Raw genomic sequence first — 16393 nt, forward strand, 5'->3', positions numbered from 1 at the left:
ATTGGGGCAGCGGTGATCTCAAGCTGCCATTGTGTCATCGGTGGCAAGGTAGGCACCGTGTGCGAGCAGGTCAAAGCCGCGCGGAAATTGGGTATCTTCCGTATACAGCGATCGCTCCAGGTTCGTGTGCTTCAGGCTAGCACCGCGCAAATCAGCATCACTCAGATCGGCTGCCCGCAGTATTGCCCATGACAGAATGGCTGACCGTAAATGGGCGGCATTCAGGTTTGCGGCTGTGAGGTTTGCCGCTTGCAAATTAGCACCATTCAGCTTTGCTTCACTCAGGTTAATGCCACTGAGATCAGTCTCATGTAAATCCACACCGTTCAAGTAAGCTTCGTTCAGTTTCGCCCCGGTTAAGATCGCTCCGTGCAGCTTGGCTCCACTTAAGCGGGCACCACTCAGGTTTGCCCAACTCAAATTTGCGTCCATCAGATTGGCTGACCGCAGATTAATCCCCCGTAAGTCTGCTCCGCAAAAATTCACTGCCTGCAAATTAGCTTCACGTAGGTTCACTCCAGTTAGGTTTGCGCCACTCAGCTTTGCACCACTGAGGTTTGCCCGCACGAGTGAGGCTCCCTTTAGGTTTGCTTTCGTTAAATCGGCATCGCTCAGATTGGCGTGGTTGAGTTTGGCGAAGCTCAGGTTGGCTCTGCTCAAAAATGCCTGATGGAGATTAGTCTCTGTTAAATTGACTCTAGAAAAGTTAGCCGCAGCCAGATAGGCTGAGGGCAAACTCGCTCCAGTGAGATTAGCACCCTCCAAAATGATGTCTGCCAGGTTCGCTCCCAGTAGGCTGATGTGAGAGAGATCAACACCCCTGAAATCTCGTTGACCTTCCAGGTATTCTTGCAAAAGTTCATAGTCGTACATTTTCCGCCCCCCGAATTAGCCGAAAACCAAATCCAGACTTAATGTGCCCTTAATCACTCTCGGTAGCAAAAAATCGGTCTAATTTGATACAAAGTTTAATCAAACCGCTATCGCACCTTTGACTGGTTCAGAGCCATTGCCGCTAAATTATTTATGCCGCTAAACCCTTGGAGAGTTGTGTTTATCGCTAATACAGGGGATGTTGAGAGTCTGAGCATACTTTAAACATGCCTCTAGTCCACTGTTCTCTTGACCCTCCAGTGAACTAGAGACTCCACAATGAAAGTGGCAAGTCCTTGAAGTGGTAAGAGGCAAGGTGGAGAAAATGACTATCACCGATACAAAGAACTTCTTGAAAATTGGCGAAGTGTCAACCAGTAGCGATCTCCCCATCAAAACGATTCGCTACTACGAAGAGATTGGGTTGCTCACGCCAACGGTTCACCGTTCAGAAACGAACTACCGATTATTTGAGCCAACGGTGTTAGGTCGGCTGGCGTTTATTAAGCGATCGCAGGCGTTGGGTCTGAGCCTGCGAGAGATTCAAGACCTTCTGATGGTGCATGACCAGGGACAACTGCCTTGCGATGAGGTCAAGCAAAATCTCCAGAAGAAAGTTCAACAAATTACTAAGCAGATTGAATCATTACAATTGTTGCGCTCTGAACTGCAAGGGTTGTTGTCAGGCTGGCACGATTACTCATCAGAAGACGTTGCAGACCAAACTATTTGTCCAAATTTGCAAACTGAAGCAATGGCTGAGCGCTTCCATTTCTGTGAACGAGAAGAGATTACGGTGTGAGTCAAGATGCTTTCTGCGGAACTGTTGAGCAAGGGCTTGACTCTCTAGTGAACTGGAGACTCCAAGATAGAGGTAGTGATTTAAGGATTGACATCATGACGCTCGAATTCAAGGTTCCCAATCTGGCTTGTTCTGCTTGTGTGACCACCATTACGAATGCGATAACCGCGATCGACGCAACCGCAACCGTTGAAGCAGATCCGAAAACAAAGCAAGTCAAAATCGAAACTCAACAATCAGAAACGGCTATCAAGCAAGCGATCGCCGCCGCAGGTTACACAGTAGGTTAATCAGCTTCTGCCAAATCATCAGAGCATCATTGGCTCTTTTTATCCTTATGGACACTGCGGCGTATCATATTCAGACGATTGTTCTAGATAAAACGGGTACGCTGACGCAAGGCAAGCCCACAGTCACAGATTTCATCACTATTCACGGCACCGCCGATCTCAATGAGCAGACTTTACTACGGTTAGCTGCTTCTGTTGAACGCAATTCAGAACATCCCTTAGCTGAAGCCGTGGTGCGGTATGCTCAGTCCCAAGAGATCGAACTGGCAGATGTCAAAGCGTTTGAGGCGATCGCGGGAAGCGGCGTGCAAGGAAGTGTTTCAGATCGTTTTTTGCAGATTGGCACTCGGCGCTGGATGCAGGAATTGGGGATTGACACACAAGCACTGCAACGCGACAAAGAGCGATTGGAATCCTTGGGTAAGACAGCCGTTTTACTGGCAGTGGATGGCAAACTTCAGGCAGTGATGGGCATTTCGGACGCACTGAAATCCTCCTCTAAAAATGCAGTGCAAGCCTTACAGCGTTTGGGGCTGGAGGTGGTGATCTTAACTGGAGATAATCGTCAGACAGCAGAAGCGATTGCCCGTGAAGTGGGTATTGAAACTGTGATTGCCGAAGTGCGCTCCGATCAAAAAGTGGCGCAGATTTCCAAACTGCAATCGACAGGCAAAATTGTGGCCATGGTGGGCGATGGCATTAACGATGCGCCTGCGTTGGCACAAGCCGATGTGGGGATGACGATCGGCACCGGAACAGATGTGGCGATCGCGGCCAGTGACATCACGCTGATCTCTGGAGACATTCAAAGCATCGTCATCGCCATTGAGCTTTCCCGCGCCACCATTTACAACATTCGCCAGAACCTTTTCTCTGCTTTCGTTTATAACGTGGTTGAGATTCCCATTGCCGCCGGAATTCTCTTCCCCATCTTTGGCTGGTTGCTCAACCAGATTATCACTGGCGGTGCCATGGCGTTTAGCTCTGTCTCCGTCGTCACTAATGCCCTCCGCCTACGTAACTTTCAGCCAAAGCCGAGCCACTAAAAGAATTGGTAGAAGGAATAACTATGTTTAAGAAAGCAACATTTTTCGGGACATTGGTAGGGTTTGGGTTTCTGCTAAGTGCATTCTCAGGGGCAAGTGCAGCCGAAGCCACCATGAACGATATGCAAGGGCACACCGCCCAATCCAATCAATTTCAACGGATTGACCAGCCGCTTAGCAACAAGATTGCAGTCACACTAGGTGGATTAAGTCTAATTGGCTTAGAACTTTGGTGGTTTCTGCTGAGTAAACCGAAATCTCGCAAAGCGATCGCAGACAGGGGTGTTTAGGAAATCACGGTTACAGTGGATGGCGGTTATGAGCCGAGCCAGATTGTGGTGCAAGAAAGTGGTGTACCGATTAAAACCATTCGGTATTACGAGGACTGTTCATCATGACAATGGCATGTCTAGAACGCGATTTGTGCAAATAATCAGCCAGTAATCAATTCTTGCAAGTGATGAAGAGTTGCGTATCCCTGGTGCAAACTCCCAACATCAGCCTCTGAAAAAACTGTGACGCTAGGAAATGGGCGATCGCTAGGCTCCATCTGAAAGTACGCTTCGAGAAATGTTCTGGCAAGAGCAGCAAGTTTTTTTTGAGTTACTACCAAGCTTAAAGTTCTACTTTTTAATCTTCCTAAATCTCTCTTTAGGCCTATTTTTTTGGGCTTAAATCGACTTGCTCATCAATGATAATCAAGGTGTCAATTTAAGTTTAGGCGTATTAGCTCAGGAATAATGGATATTTACATTCTTAAGCTATTGGTGATTGGATTATTACTTTTATTTGTTACTTTAGGCTCTGGTTTAATCTCTCGCTTACCGCTTTCTTACGCCTTAATTTATCTACTAGTCGGGATTTTTTTAAGTCCCTACGGGTTGAATTTAATTCAGTTGCGTCCTGAAGCAGAATTTTTAGAGCGGCTGACCGAATTTGTCGTTTTGATTTCGCTGTTTAGCTGCGGCTTAAAGATGAATCGCCCTCTTCAAACCTGGGCATGGAACTCGACGATTCGATTGATTGGGTTATTAATGCCGCTAACAATTTTTGCAGTTGCCGCGATCGCCCATTTTTGCTTAGGTTTCGATTGGGGTGTAGCTATTTTATTGGGTGCGATTCTTGCCCCGACTGACCCTGTTTTGGCATCTGAAGTGCAAATTTCACATCCAGATGATAAGGATGAATTACGCTTTGGTCTGACTTCAGAAGGTGGTTTAAACGATGCTTTGGCGTTTCCGTTTGTTTATTTTGGGTTGCATTGGCTAAAGGACGACAACTGGCAAAACTGGATCACTCAATGGATCGCGGTTGATGTGATTTGGGCGATCGCTGTCGGTTTAGTCATGGGAATCATCGTCGCCAGAACGGTAGTCTGGCTAGATAAACAAGCTCAACAGTTCATCACCATTGATAGCTTGATGGAAGATTTTGTGGCGCTGGGTATGATTCTGCTGACTTACTCGCTCACAGAAGTAGTCAATGGTTATGGGTTTTTAGCAGTGTTTGTTGCGGGTGTAGTTGCCCAAAAAACGTATCACGATCCAGAGAAACGGTTCTCTCAGCTTGAGTTTTCCGAAACTTTGGAAAAACTGTTGGAAATTGCCACAATTTTACTGCTGGGGTCTTTATTGAGAATTGAACCTATTCTGCGTTTTTTGCCCCAAGGTCTTTTAATAGCAGGCGCATTGATTTTTTTAATCCGCCCGTTGGGAGCTTGGATTAGCACAACGGGTGAAAACTATAGCCCGATGAGACGGTTGCTGTTTGGCTGGTTTGGCATTCGCGGCGTGGGTTCCCTCTATTACCTTGCCTATGCTCTAGGATCAGGTTTAAAGGGAGAAGTCGGCGAACAAATTGCCTGGATTACCTTTATCACCGTCATCGTTTCAGTTCTCATCCATGGGATTTCCTCAACTCCTTTAATGAATCGGTATGAGCGGCATATTGAGCGCCGGAAAAAAAGAGCACTTGAGGCAAAAAGTGAGGCTGCTTAATGGTCTATCAAGTATTTTTTCCGAGGGTTGGCAGGACATAGGACTTGCGCTGGCTTAGCAGTTCGCAACGTGAATTTGATTCAGTATTCTGTTCATAAAAAATCAGCGCTTGGCAATCAATAAATGCTGATCGCCAAGCGCTGATGCGGGATTGAATATACTACTAAGCCGCCGCTTGACGCTCTTTCGCTTCCTTAATCACTTCTTCCGCCACGTTGCTAGGGCAAGGGGCATAGTGGGAAAACGACATGGAGAACTGTCCACGCCCAGAGGTCATAGTACGGAGATCGCCAATATAGCCAAACATTTCGCTGAGGGGCACATCGGCTTTAATCCGTGCACCCATGGCACTGGTCTCTTGAGATCTCATCATTCCGCGACGACGGTTGAGGTCACCAATGACATCGCCCATATAGTCATCCGGCGTGAATACATCCACGTTCATGATGGGTTCAAGTAGTTGAGGTCCGGCTTTAGGAATGGTTTGACGATAGGCAGCTTTTGCAGCGATTTCAAAGGCGATCGCGGAGGAGTCAACTGGGTGGAAACCACCGCCAGTCAAAGTGAATTTCAAATCCACACAGGGAAATCCAGCCAGTACGCCCTTGCCAATGCTGCTCTCAAAGCCTTTTTCAACCGAAGTCCAATACTCTCTGGGCACTGCACCACCAACCACTTTCGACTCAAACTGGAAGCCACTAGTGGGTTCACCCGGTTCAATGATGTAGTCAATTTTGCCATACTGTCCCGATCCACCGGATTGTTTCTTGTGGGTGTAGCTGTCTTCCAGACGCTTGGTAATGGATTCACGATAAGCCACTTGAGGCTTGCCGACTTCCACTTCGATGCCGTGAGTCCGCTTGAGAATATCCACTTTGATGTCTAAATGCAGTTCGCCCATCCCTTTCAGGATCGTCTCGCCGCTCTCTTCATCGGTCACCATATGGAAGGACGGATCTTCTTGAACCATTTTGATCAGCGCCATTGCCATCTTTTCGTCGCCGCCTTTGACTTTCGGCTTAACGGAAATGGAGATCACTGGATCAGGGAAGACCATCGGCTCCAAAGTGGCAGGATTTTTGGGATCACAGAGTGTATGACCTGTTTGCACATTCTTCATACCCACGATCGCAATAATGTCGCCTGCCTGCGCCGAATCAATTTCTTCGCGGGAGTTTGCGTGCATCTCAACTAAGCGGCTGATCCGCTCAGTTTTGCCTGTGGCTGTATTGAGAATCGTGTCGCCTTTTGACAACTTACCGGAATATAGACGAGTAAAGGTCAATGCGCCAAAGCGATCGTCCATAATCTTGAAGGCAAGCGCCCGCAGCGGTTTTTCTGAATCAACGACCGCAAAAGTACCGGTCAGTTGACCTTCCAAATCCACTTCTGGCTGGGGTTTCACTTCCATTGGGTTGGGCAGGTAGTCAACCACTGCATTCAACACCAACTGCACGCCTTTGTTCTTAAACGATGAGCCACAGTAAGTTGGGAAGAAGGCCAGATCGCGAGTACCCTTGCGAATGCACCGTTGAATTTCTTCGATGCTTAACTCTTCCCCTTCCAGATATTTCTCCATCAGGGTGTCGTCTTGCTCAACCGCTAGCTCAATTAACTGCTCACGGTAGGTTTCCACGTCGTCTTTCATGTCAGCGGGAACATCTTGGATCTCATAGTTCATAGGATCGCCGGAGTTATCCCACACCCATGCTTTGCGAGTCAGCAGATCAACCACGCCAGAAAATTTCTCTTCCACGCCAATGGGAAGCACCATTACCAATGGTTTAGCGGCAAGCACGGTTTCAACTTGCTTGACGACGCGGTAATAGTCAGCACCGGTGCGATCGAGCTTGTTGATATAAATAATTCGCGCTACTTCAGAGTCATTGGCATAGCGCCAGTTCGTTTCGGATTGCGGCTCAACCCCACCGGACGCACAAAAAACGCCAATACCGCCATCTAGTACCTTTAGCGATCGATACACCTCAATCGTAAAGTCTACGTGCCCTGGCGTATCAATGATATTTAGCTGGTGGTCATTCCAAAAACAGGTTGTCGCCGCAGATTGGATTGTGATACCACGCTCCTGTTCCTGTTCCATGAAGTCTGTTGTTGCCGCGCCTTCATGAACCTCACCAATTTTGTGAATCTTGCCAGTCAGTTTTAAGATTCTTTCAGTTGTGGTGGTTTTGCCTGCATCTACGTGAGCGAAGATGCCAATGTTGCGATACCGAGTGAGGTCTTTCATAATTGTTCTCTAGATTGAATGCGACAAACTGTTGATGACCACCTTCAAGCGTTACCCAAGGGGAGTCGTGCTGCTTTCGCCTGTTTTAAGCGAGATTTGTCGTGCAGAAGATTAAAAATCCTTGTGCCGTGTTCTAACAACATTTCTAATTGTAAATTGTTATGCTGACGCAGGGAAAAAGATTAAGGTAGGGGGCGCAAATCTTCTACGCTATCCTTCTGCCTATCTGTGCAAAAGGTTTTTGTTTAACCACGCTATCCTGCGCCCTCTCAATCTTTACAAATCCCACCCCAGTCATTTTTAGAATTTAGCTCACTTACTGAGACTTCTTTTCTACGCCTAGTAGAAAGCTCTGCTTAGGCAAATGTTTTTGCTGTTCTCACTTGGGCAGATCTTACTCAGAATAGATCTATCAACTCCCTCCATCATACTCAAAACGATAAACCCTGTGCGGTATCGCTCAACAGTACAGCGTGGAGCCAAGCAAAGATTTTATTTTTTCTAGAAATTTAAACCGCCAAGCCAATACTTAATTTTTTGAATTTCAACGACGTTGAAGTTGCGCAGCAACATTGCTGTGGTGATCTATCACTACAGATAGATTTCATCTTTAGCAATACTTATTAATCTAAAGTTATGTTTGTTAGTAAAACTTCACCACTCAGGAGATTCAATCATGGAAACTCGTACTCCCAACGCTATACCTCCAGTTGCTAATGCCTACAACGGTAAAGATCGTAATGCTTTCTTGTTTGGTTTCACACCTCAAGCTGAAATTTGGAACGGACGACTCGCCATGATTGGTTTTGTCGCTTATCTAGCTTGGGATATTGCTGGTTACAGTGTTGTTCGCAACATCTTTCATCTGGTTCCTTAAAGGCAATCTATCCTCAATCTTTGCAACCCTCAAGTTTAATAGCTAGCTGCTTTGACCAAAATCAATGGGTATTTTGATGGTCAAAGCAGTTAGCTTTTTAATGCACACATCCTAATTAACTGGAGCGCTTTCAAAGTGCCCCAGTTAGTGTTTAATCTTCTAGCACCTGACGAATTCTGCGTTCTAGCTGTTCTAAATCAAGCCCACCTTCGTCTCGACTAATGCGACGTACTGTGGGGTTCACCTTAGTCAAATCTTGTAGCAAGTCTTGCAAAACATCTTGCTGCTGTCGAGCTTGAATCACTTCGCGAGGTTCTTGCACCATATCTCGCACAATAGTGTCCTCAGTTCTAGATGCAATTACTGGGTCAGGATGCCCATCCACATAAACAAAGGTTCGCCGACCTGGACCTCGTTCTGCTTCAACAGGAATCAATGCTGTAACGTGGTCTGATCGTACGTACTTGCCAAACCCTAAATGTACTAGCGTTGACGATTGAACTTTCATACTGCTTCTACTGCTTATGTATTACGCTATAGTCCTATTATAAAGTCCGTATAACTCCCGTAACAGCTTGCCCTGAAGGGTTTCCACCCATTTTCCATAGGGATATACTCACTTGTCACGGGCTGAATATCTCTACAAATTCATCCTATTTGGATAGCTTCGCAACTCATAAATTTTACTCATCAGTTAGCTGCTCTACCTATTTAGATGGCTTGTTACCAAGATAGTTTTTGACAAAGGAAGCATTACTTTTGATGATTCTTAGTAATCGATAACTGGCTCTTTTGGAAGACGCTTAGAAATTTTGTTCTTACTAAGATTAGAAGAATAAATTTGAGGATTTAACCATGGCTTACGAAGAGACAGCATCTAATCATCAGTTTAAAGAAATTCAACAACCTTTAACCCCAGAAGAGGTTGATCCTGCTCAAAAGCGTGCTCAAAAAGCAGCAATTAACAACGCAGAGGCACCGCTAACCGTCAACCCAGGCGATCGCATCGACAATTCAAAAACGCTTGAAGAGAAGGCTAAACAAGTCGCTGTGGATGCACCTGATATCACAGGCGATCACATTGTTGTGCCAACTTACTTCATATTCAACATGCCAGACGGCACTCAACAAGCGCTGCACCACGTTAAAGACGCTGAAAAAATCTCTGACATGATTCGGCTAGCAAGAATGGATGAAAACGGTAACAGAATCTGGTGGTAAGCGCTGATTCTCGGTTTCATACATTTCTCTACTCAGATGATTGGTTGAAAAAAGTTGCATTTTATCTCGCTTGATCTAGATTTAGATTGAGCGAGATTTTTAGGTTTAAATCCTGTTTACTAGTCGTGTAGAAGCTATTACTAGGGTCAGAAAATATACCTTTGCTTAGCAATGTTTTGATAGATCTATCTTCGGGTGCTGTTTTGACTATGAAGGCTTTTATAGGCTAATAGAAAGTTTAGTAAGTATGGTCAATCACTATGACGACTGACGTTTCTCCAACCCCTCAAAAAATTGATTCTCCATCGGTCGGCACTGGCTCTCTTGGCATTGGTATTCTGCTAGTTGTGCTGGGTGTGATTGCGATCGCTCTTCCTGGTCTTTCTACGATTTTTGCAGAAACATGGATTGCCCTATTTTTGATTACTGCGGGTGGAGCCAAGATCGCTTATGGTTTCCAAAACCGTGCTAGCCAAGGATTCATCTGGCAAATTCTGCTTGGTGCTCTTTATATCGGGACAGGGGTGATGTTGTTAGTCACTCCGAGAACAGGAATTTTGTCCTTAACGCTTTTGCTGGGCACATTCTTGCTGACTGAAGGCGTGTTTGAACTGATTATGGCGTTTAAGGTACGTCCCCAAAAAAATTGGTTATATCTTTTAGGTAATAGCATCGTTACGCTTGTTTTAGGCGGCATGATTTGGGCACAGTGGCCTCTAAACGCGCCTTGGGTGATTGGCACTTTAGTCGGAGTCAGCATCCTATGCACAGGCATTTCGCGGGTGATGTTGTCTTTAGGTGGGCGTTCTACTTTGAACCCCTCTAACCTCGAAGCGTAAGTTAAAAGTCGCTTACTATTCGAGTTGACACTGATATAAGTCGGGGAGTGTCTTGTGAATGTTTTTGAGCTGTTGCTCAAATGCAAGATATGCTCTGACTTATCTATTCATTGAGTTTCTACTTGCATATTGAGCTAACAATAAGCGCCATAAAATATTCTGGCTCTATGGATTCTTGAGGTGTGCAGTTTTAAGCAGATGGCAAGCACATGATTCAAACTTTCTTTATGATTGCAACTGAGTGCGATCGCTATATCTATCCTGCTTGAGTAGTCAGTGGATAGCAGCCGAGCTCTTGAAAATAAAAAATAGCTATCTTCTACTGAACGTAATACGGAATTGAGTAGGGGAGTATCATTTAGCAAGATGAAAAAGGTACTCTGTCCATGCCTCGACCCCGCACTCAAATTAGCCCTCATCTAGACTACGCAGATCTAACTCAGCGGTATGTTCAGTGCCAAGATGCTGGCGAGAAAAACCGTTGGTTGGTGATTCGATTGCTCAGTCATCCAAAGACTCCGATGAGCATCGAACAAACCGCTGAGATTTGTGGACTCAGTTGTAGTGGAGTGCGGAAAATTGCCCGTCGCTACAACGCCGAGGGTGCGGTCGGACTAGTCAATCGGCAACGCTTGAACCCTGGGGGCAATCGGTTGGCTTTAAGTGATGAACAGCAACGGCTATTGCGGCAACGCTTACAGAGTGCCCCGGATGATGGCGGACTCTGGAGTGGACCGAAAGTTGGGGAGTATATCGAAACCTACTTTGGCATTTGCTTACACCCCTCAACAGCCTGGAAGTATCTACGACGTTTGGGGTTGAGCTTGCAGGTGCCGCGTCCGGTGCATCATCAAAGCGCAACCCTTGAGCAGCAAGCAGAGTTCAAAGCAGGATTAGCAGGTCATGTGGCGTGGTTGCGCTCGTTGTTTCCCAATCGGGAGATTGTAATTTGGGCGGAAGACGAAGCTCGATTAGGCTTGCAACCCATTGTCAGGCGGGTTTGGGCACCCATAGGAGAACGCCCATCAGCGCATCATTCTCGCCGCTATCAATGGGTCTACACCTATGGTTTTGTCCATCCTGCCACTGGAGCGAGCTACTTCCTTTTATTGCCCCGTGCCAATGTCTCCATGATGCAGATGGCGTTAGAGCTATTTGCGGCTCAGGTCAATCCCCATCGTCAGCAGTTGATCATTCTATTGGTTGATCAGGCCGCGTGGCATATGAGCCAAAAACTTCAGGTGCCCCCCGGCATTTTCTTCTACCCGCTATTGCCCTATACCCTCCAACTGCAACCCACTGAATGTGTCTGGTCTTTGCTGCGCGAAGCAATCGCTAATCAAGTGTTTGACAATCTTGATGCTTTAGAGGATGTCTTAGTCAAGCGGTGCCAATGGTTGATGCAGCATCCTGTGATAGTTCAAGGCAAAGTGGGCTTTGATTGGATTCAAGCAATTTAATCTGGTCAAAAAGTACTGCCTTCCGCAATTCCGTATAAGAAGTAAAACTTACAAGCGATTCATTAAAACCCCTTTGAATGTCCTTATAAAATAAAAAGCGATGAAGGTTGCAACAGTTAGCTAACTTCATCGCTTTATTAAAGCGGAATTTTAGAGAAAATAGCGTTAGCGGTTAATCAATTCTTTAATCACTGAAAAGTTCGATAGTAAAAAATAAGCTGCGATCGCGCCACCTACTCCACCAATTAAAAAGCCACCTCCATACTCATTCCATCCTTCTGATGTTTTGAATTCTTCCGGAGGTCGTGGAGTAGTCAATGTTAATGTCGGTGCAGGAGGGTTGCTACCTCCATACAAAGAGATTATGAGAGTTGAAATGATCAACAGTCCAATTGTAGAAAGTAGCCCAGCTAGATTGGCAATAGAAGTATCACGAAGAGGACCTAGCACTGTAAAAGGACCTAAAATCCAATATCCATGAGCCATGCCAACCTCTAGTCCTCTCCGAAAAACACTAATTCCTTGGCGGTAAGCAGGCAAGTTATTAAGAAACGCCTTAGTTAAACCTGAAGAATTAATAGGCGTTTCTAGGTTTGCACTGTAGATATCGTCTACGGGGTGAATAACAGTTCGATTTCTAGGATCATTAGGATTATTATTTGAGCGGGTAACAGCATCACTAATCATTGTTTGCTTGCCTCAGTAAACATACTCAATCCAACCGTATCTATGATATTCAACGTGTGGATATAGATTCAAACAAAGATAAACAAGTTTTACATAGAGAAAATCATTCTTGCGGTACAAGGTAAGTCGAAAACTGCCAATTTGACAGTGGAAAGCGGGGGTACATTACTACTTCATTGGCGAGAATGCTATGAGTTTCTCTACGCCTACCCGCTTAGGTAGAATTCTGCCTATAACCACAAGTTGACATGGCGTTTGTTGTCTAGTGGAAAATACTGGCACGCTAAAGACCATTGCTTTATTCAAGATGAGATGAGCTTGAAGCTACTACTTTATAAAAAACTTCTTACATACAGATCCATCTAGAGAGAGATGACGTATATCCACACAGACTTGCTGAAAAGACACATTTTAGCAGTCGATTATCTTTGCTTACCTGTGTTTACTTAGCACGGAATCTGCATAGACCTATCAGAGATGGAGATGTTGATGCTTTTGATCGCAACGCTCTGCCTCTTAGGCACTTTTATCCTTTTTTAAGTTACGAGGAAACACCGATTATGGAACGTGAAAGCCTGAGTTTGCCCCCTGCCCCTTCTCGTCGGACGCAACGGGTGGCTAAATCCCGCCGCGATTTGTTGGTCAATGGCGCGATCGCAAGTTTGGGTGTAGCTGGAGCCGTTGGGCTGCAAGCTTTATTGCCTAACCGGAGCGACGCTGCCGCTCCGATGGACAAGCAAAACGACATCAAAGTTCTCAATGGTGCGCTGTTTTACGAGCATCAGGCGATTTGGGCCTATACCTTTGCGGCTGGCAAGCTAACGAATACTAGTGTTGGCAAAGCAGTCTTGGCGATCGCCCTTGCAAATCAGGCAGACCATAAACAACATCGAGATGTATTGGCATCTGCAATTCGTAGCTTGGGTGGCACTCCGGTCATCGCTCAAACTAGCTATGACCTATCTGGCTACATAAAAAAGAAAGAGGGAAATATCGATTCGGATGTGAACATTGCTAAGTTGGCGCTAGCACTGGAAACCGATGCCGCGATCGCCTACACCCAAGAAGTGTCTAGGCTCAAAACCCCTGCTCTAATTACCGCAGGCGCTAGCATTGGCGCAACCGAAGCTTCTCATGCCACCGTTATTCGGGCAGCATTTAAATCCCTCGGTGTAAACCTTGAGGTGGTGCCTGCCGCATTTGTCAGCGCTCAAAACCGCGATCGCTGGGTCTTAACCGTATAGTTCCACTCCAGTCGGGGCACAATCTTTATCGGGTTGCCCGTCCCGACTCCCACTCTCTTTTACCTAAATCGCGCTTTTAGACTATTTGAGCAGATAGTCGCATATGGTTAAATGACATCAATGTTGATTTCAAAGAAGCAAAGCGCTGGTGTATGGTGCCTGTTTTCTTGATACATCATCGATAGGTTAACCTTGCAAATTTGGAGAAGGACTTTTCCTAAATGGCAACCCAGCCAGTTTTTGATGAATCCTTCATCCTTGCCCGAATTGCTCAACAGGATGAAACGGCGCTTGCTCAGTTGTATGACCGCTATGCGCGCGTTCTTTATTCAATTGCTTTCAAAAGTCTAGGCTCCGTTGAAGAATCCGAAGAAGTTGTATTAGATGTGTTTTCCCAAGTTTGGCGAATCGCCAAGCGCTATGACACTCAAAAAGGTCGCGTGGATACATGGCTATTTATGCTGGCTCGCAGTCGTATCCTGGATCGCCTCCGGGCAATTCAGCGGTCTGCGAAACTTCCCACCACTTCTACGGATGCTGTAGAGATCCAAATTGCCGGATTTAGCGTAGATCCAATAGAAGATGCTCTGATCTCCGAACGCCAAACTCAAGTGCTATCTGCCCTCAAAACCTTACCTCCAGAGCAGCGTTTAGTTTTAGAGTTGGCGTATTACAAAGGCATGACTCAGAGCGAGATTGCTGCTCAAACTGGGTTTTCTTTGGGGACGGTCAAAACCCGCGTCCGTTTAGGATTGAACAAGTTGCGAATCGCCCTTGGCAGTTGGGAACTCTAACTTGAGAAAGATGCTCACTGAACGCTAACCCCGGTTCACCAAACTGGCGGAAGTGGGTTCGCCATCGCGAATGCTAGGTTGTGCATGGGAAAGGTGCAAATAGAATACGTATATACCTACTGTTTGGTAGTGATGTGTAATGGATGAACACCGCTGTTTTTGTGAATTGGCTCCGCTGTATGCCCTTGGATTGCTGAATGAGGGCGATCTCGCTTGGGTCGAAACCCAAATTGTCGCCGATCAAGATCTAGCAACAGAATTGGCAGAAATCGAAGCGATCGTGGCTGCTATTCCCTACGGTATTCATCAGGTTCAACTGCCTGCCAACCTGAAAGACCGCCTTTTTCAGCGAATTGGGCGCACCCTTCCCCCAGTTCAGTCGGTTCAAGAATCTGCATCAGCGTTTCCAAGTCTGGTTGCCCGATTGCTCGAACGCAGCGCCACCTCGCTGATTAACCGCAGTGAAGTTCGTCACCAAGCGATTAAATGGGAACGGTACAAAGTTCCTGGGGTAACTATTGCACGGCTGCACATCGATTTGGTCAAACGTGAAGCGGTTGGGCTGTTTCGGGCAGAACCTGGAGTCCGCTATCCCTTGCATTATCACGCTGATGTAGAAGAAATTTTCATGCTGCAAGGCGACTTGATCATGGGAAATAAGGTGTACGGCAGTGGAGATTACATTCGCTCAGTTCCCAGCAGTACCCACGCACCCGAAACCCATGGCGGCTGTATGTTCTTCTTCCGCACCTCTCTGCATGACGAAATTTTGGAAGAAGCCCAAGTTTAGCGATCGCGGGTTGTCAATCGCCACTTGTTAATTTCTCATCGCCCATGCCAAAAAGCGCTCGGTGTAATACAGCGCTATTTGATTGCTAATTCCATTGGGCACAGCATCAAAGGCATGTTCTGCCCAAGGAATTTCGAGAAAGGTAACGATGTTGTCGGCTGTTCGCAATTTTTCAGATAGGTATCGTCCAAATTTTGCCTGCACAATGTGATCGCGTCCACCGTAAATCAGCAGCGTTGGCGGGAGCTTGGGACGGACGAAATTAATCGGGGAAGCCGTTTGATAGAGAGCAGGAAACTGGTCAGGAGTTCCGCCCAAAAATGCTTTTAACGTTTTCTTAGAATCGATTGGGTCGGGATTAGGGGGATCAAAGTAGCCTTTGGTCAAATCCACAGGACCGTAATAATTCACCACAGCGCGAAAAGATGGCTCATTAGACGGCGGCTTAGTAGGATACGCTGCCAGCATTGCTAAATGTGCCCCCGCCGATCGCCCCATGACTGCCATTCGATTTAGATCAATCTCGAATTTGGCGGCATTTTGGCGAATAAACTCCAGCGCCGATCGCACATCTTCGATCTGGGCGGGAAAGGGATAGCGGGGTGCAAACCGATAAGTGATCGCGGCTACGGTATAGCCCTGTCCTGCTAAGTAGCGGCTGACCGAAGCATTGTCGCGAGAACCGCCCCGTTGCCATGCGCCTCCATGAATCATCACCACTGTCGGGTGTTGCCCTGCTTGAACGGGACGATACAAATCAAGCTTTAAGGGCATTCCATCGGGGGCAGCGAATTGAATGTCGGCATCGTAGCGCACCGGAGAAAGCGGAATTCCTGTAAAAAAGGTCTGCCATGAAAAAGGCTGCAATCGCCCGTTGGCCAGTTGAATCGTCTGCGGCTGAACGCCTAGCGATCGCGCCATTTCTGCGGCAAACCGTTGATTGGTGGCAGGTAGTTGCAGCAGTGGTAAGGTGCTTAGTAACGCCGCCACCACACTCATGCCTAAAATCACCAGCGCCAGCCATTTGTGTTGATAGTGCCAAATCAATAGTGCCAGTAGGGCGATCGCTCCATTGACCAACAGCAAACCCGGACTTAGTTCTGGCGCACCCACTGATAAGGGATAAAGCGGAAAGGCGGGGGCTGTTGTGATAATCCAAATGCTTAAAAATAGTCCGGTGATGCTAAAAAATAGAAGTAAAAGTTGCAATATGGCTCGAAACACT

At 46.6% G+C, this 16393-nt stretch carries 17 protein-coding genes; 12 read left to right on the top strand and 5 right to left on the bottom strand.

Translation table 11 applies throughout. The features are described from left to right. Positions 1-18 precede the first annotated feature (18 nt). Positions 19-873, bottom strand: a complete 855-nt coding sequence (locus JOY44_RS12085) for a pentapeptide repeat-containing protein (RefSeq protein WP_171574007.1) — start codon at positions 871-873, stop codon at positions 19-21. 325 nt (positions 874-1198) lie between these two features. Here JOY44_RS12085 and JOY44_RS12090 point away from each other — a divergent pair, with 325 nt between their 5' ends. The 5 genes from JOY44_RS12090 to JOY44_RS12110 all read left to right on the top strand — a co-directional run bounded on the left by JOY44_RS12090 (position 1199) and on the right by JOY44_RS12110 (position 5008). Beyond that, positions 1199-1675 (top strand): heavy metal-responsive transcriptional regulator, encoded by a 477-nt coding sequence (locus JOY44_RS12090; RefSeq protein WP_171574008.1) that lies wholly within the window; start codon positions 1199-1201, stop codon positions 1673-1675. Between the two features lie 95 nt (positions 1676-1770). After that, a complete protein-coding gene (locus JOY44_RS12095; RefSeq protein WP_171575943.1) occupies positions 1771-1965 on the top strand; it encodes a heavy-metal-associated domain-containing protein in 195 nt (64 codons plus the stop codon). Between the two features lie 47 nt (positions 1966-2012). Next, positions 2013-3011, top strand: a complete 999-nt coding sequence (locus tag JOY44_RS12100; protein ID WP_171574009.1) for an HAD-IC family P-type ATPase — start codon at positions 2013-2015, stop codon at positions 3009-3011. Between the two features lie 23 nt (positions 3012-3034). Next, positions 3035-3301: a hypothetical protein gene (locus JOY44_RS12105; RefSeq protein WP_197985228.1), complete on the top strand. Its 267-nt coding sequence runs from the start codon at positions 3035-3037 to the stop codon at positions 3299-3301. Positions 3302-3751: 450 nt separating this feature from the next. After that, positions 3752-5008, top strand: a complete 1257-nt coding sequence (locus JOY44_RS12110; protein ID WP_171574011.1) for a cation:proton antiporter — start codon at positions 3752-3754, stop codon at positions 5006-5008. Between the two features lie 163 nt (positions 5009-5171). On the opposite strand, the gene fusA is transcribed toward JOY44_RS12110, so the two are convergent. Next, entirely contained in the window at positions 5172-7256 is a 2085-nt protein-coding gene (gene fusA / locus JOY44_RS12115) for an elongation factor G (RefSeq protein ID WP_171574012.1), read from the bottom strand. Positions 7257-7932: 676 nt separating this feature from the next. On the opposite strand from fusA, the gene JOY44_RS12120 reads away from it, so the two are divergent. Beyond that, complete coding sequence (locus JOY44_RS12120; protein WP_171574013.1) at positions 7933-8133, top strand: chlorophyll a/b-binding protein; 201 nt, start codon at positions 7933-7935, stop codon at positions 8131-8133. A gap of 151 nt (positions 8134-8284) precedes the next feature. Here the strand turns inward: JOY44_RS12120 and JOY44_RS12125 are convergent, their stop codons facing one another. Beyond that, positions 8285-8641 (bottom strand): hypothetical protein, encoded by a 357-nt coding sequence (locus JOY44_RS12125; protein WP_171574014.1) that lies wholly within the window; start codon positions 8639-8641, stop codon positions 8285-8287. Between the two features lie 347 nt (positions 8642-8988). Here JOY44_RS12125 and JOY44_RS12130 point away from each other — a divergent pair, with 347 nt between their 5' ends. The 3 genes from JOY44_RS12130 to JOY44_RS12140 all read left to right on the top strand — a co-directional run bounded on the left by JOY44_RS12130 (position 8989) and on the right by JOY44_RS12140 (position 11653). Further along, positions 8989-9354, top strand: coding sequence for a hypothetical protein (locus JOY44_RS12130; protein WP_171574015.1), 366 nt, complete (start codon positions 8989-8991; stop codon positions 9352-9354). 260 nt (positions 9355-9614) lie between these two features. After that, on the top strand, positions 9615-10193 hold the full coding sequence (locus tag JOY44_RS12135; RefSeq protein ID WP_171574016.1) for an HdeD family acid-resistance protein: 579 nt from the start codon (positions 9615-9617) through the stop codon (positions 10191-10193). A 386-nt stretch (positions 10194-10579) separates the two neighbouring features. Further along, positions 10580-11653, top strand: coding sequence for an IS630 family transposase (locus JOY44_RS12140; RefSeq protein WP_171571797.1), 1074 nt, complete (start codon positions 10580-10582; stop codon positions 11651-11653). Positions 11654-11818: 165 nt separating this feature from the next. On the opposite strand, the gene JOY44_RS12145 is transcribed toward JOY44_RS12140, so the two are convergent. Further along, positions 11819-12340 carry a photosystem I reaction center subunit XI gene (locus JOY44_RS12145; protein WP_197985229.1) on the bottom strand — a complete coding sequence of 174 codons (522 nt, stop codon included), beginning with the start codon at positions 12338-12340 and terminating at the stop codon, positions 11819-11821. Positions 12341-12900: 560 nt separating this feature from the next. Between JOY44_RS12145 and JOY44_RS12150 the strand changes: the two genes are divergently transcribed. From JOY44_RS12150 to JOY44_RS12160, 3 genes are all read left to right on the top strand, one after another. After that, the gene (locus tag JOY44_RS12150; protein WP_171574017.1) at positions 12901-13584 is read left to right on the top strand and encodes a ferritin-like domain-containing protein; all 684 of its coding nucleotides are present in this window, start codon (positions 12901-12903) and stop codon (positions 13582-13584) included. Positions 13585-13805: 221 nt separating this feature from the next. Then, positions 13806-14378, top strand: coding sequence for a sigma-70 family RNA polymerase sigma factor (locus JOY44_RS12155; RefSeq protein ID WP_171574018.1), 573 nt, complete (start codon positions 13806-13808; stop codon positions 14376-14378). Between the two features lie 139 nt (positions 14379-14517). Next, positions 14518-15168, top strand: a complete 651-nt coding sequence (locus JOY44_RS12160) for a cupin domain-containing protein (protein WP_171574019.1) — start codon at positions 14518-14520, stop codon at positions 15166-15168. 27 nt (positions 15169-15195) lie between these two features. On the opposite strand, the gene JOY44_RS12165 is transcribed toward JOY44_RS12160, so the two are convergent. Continuing rightward, positions 15196-16377 carry an alpha/beta hydrolase gene (locus JOY44_RS12165; RefSeq protein WP_242541775.1) on the bottom strand — a complete coding sequence of 394 codons (1182 nt, stop codon included), beginning with the start codon at positions 16375-16377 and terminating at the stop codon, positions 15196-15198. Positions 16378-16393 lie beyond the last annotated feature (16 nt).

This window comes from Leptolyngbya sp. Cla-17 (assembly GCF_016807185.1).
Taxonomy (GTDB): domain Bacteria; phylum Cyanobacteriota; class Cyanobacteriia; order Leptolyngbyales; family Leptolyngbyaceae; genus ULC077BIN1.

Bases quoted from the DNA above. Each gene is read 5' to 3' on its own strand.
- JOY44_RS12145 (WP_197985229.1), bottom strand. From the start codon at position 12,340: ATGATTAGTGATGCTGTTACCCGCTCAAATAATAATCCTAATGATCCT.
- JOY44_RS12095 (WP_171575943.1), top strand. From the start codon at position 1,771: ATGACGCTCGAATTCAAGGTTCCCAATCTGGCTTGTTCTGCTTGTGTG.
- JOY44_RS12105 (WP_197985228.1), top strand. From the start codon at position 3,035: ATGTTTAAGAAAGCAACATTTTTCGGGACATTGGTAGGGTTTGGGTTT.
- JOY44_RS12155 (WP_171574018.1), top strand. From the start codon at position 13,806: ATGGCAACCCAGCCAGTTTTTGATGAATCCTTCATCCTTGCCCGAATT.
- JOY44_RS12160 (WP_171574019.1), top strand. From the start codon at position 14,518: ATGGATGAACACCGCTGTTTTTGTGAATTGGCTCCGCTGTATGCCCTT.
- JOY44_RS12110 (WP_171574011.1), top strand. From the start codon at position 3,752: ATGGATATTTACATTCTTAAGCTATTGGTGATTGGATTATTACTTTTA.
- JOY44_RS12140 (WP_171571797.1), top strand. From the start codon at position 10,580: ATGCCTCGACCCCGCACTCAAATTAGCCCTCATCTAGACTACGCAGAT.
- JOY44_RS12085 (WP_171574007.1), bottom strand. From the start codon at position 873: ATGTACGACTATGAACTTTTGCAAGAATACCTGGAAGGTCAACGAGAT.
- JOY44_RS12090 (WP_171574008.1), top strand. From the start codon at position 1,199: ATGACTATCACCGATACAAAGAACTTCTTGAAAATTGGCGAAGTGTCA.
- JOY44_RS12120 (WP_171574013.1), top strand. From the start codon at position 7,933: ATGGAAACTCGTACTCCCAACGCTATACCTCCAGTTGCTAATGCCTAC.
- JOY44_RS12150 (WP_171574017.1), top strand. From the start codon at position 12,901: ATGGAACGTGAAAGCCTGAGTTTGCCCCCTGCCCCTTCTCGTCGGACG.
- JOY44_RS12100 (WP_171574009.1), top strand. From the start codon at position 2,013: ATGGACACTGCGGCGTATCATATTCAGACGATTGTTCTAGATAAAACG.
- fusA (WP_171574012.1), bottom strand. From the start codon at position 7,256: ATGAAAGACCTCACTCGGTATCGCAACATTGGCATCTTCGCTCACGTA.
- JOY44_RS12125 (WP_171574014.1), bottom strand. From the start codon at position 8,641: ATGAAAGTTCAATCGTCAACGCTAGTACATTTAGGGTTTGGCAAGTAC.
- JOY44_RS12135 (WP_171574016.1), top strand. From the start codon at position 9,615: ATGACGACTGACGTTTCTCCAACCCCTCAAAAAATTGATTCTCCATCG.
- JOY44_RS12130 (WP_171574015.1), top strand. From the start codon at position 8,989: ATGGCTTACGAAGAGACAGCATCTAATCATCAGTTTAAAGAAATTCAA.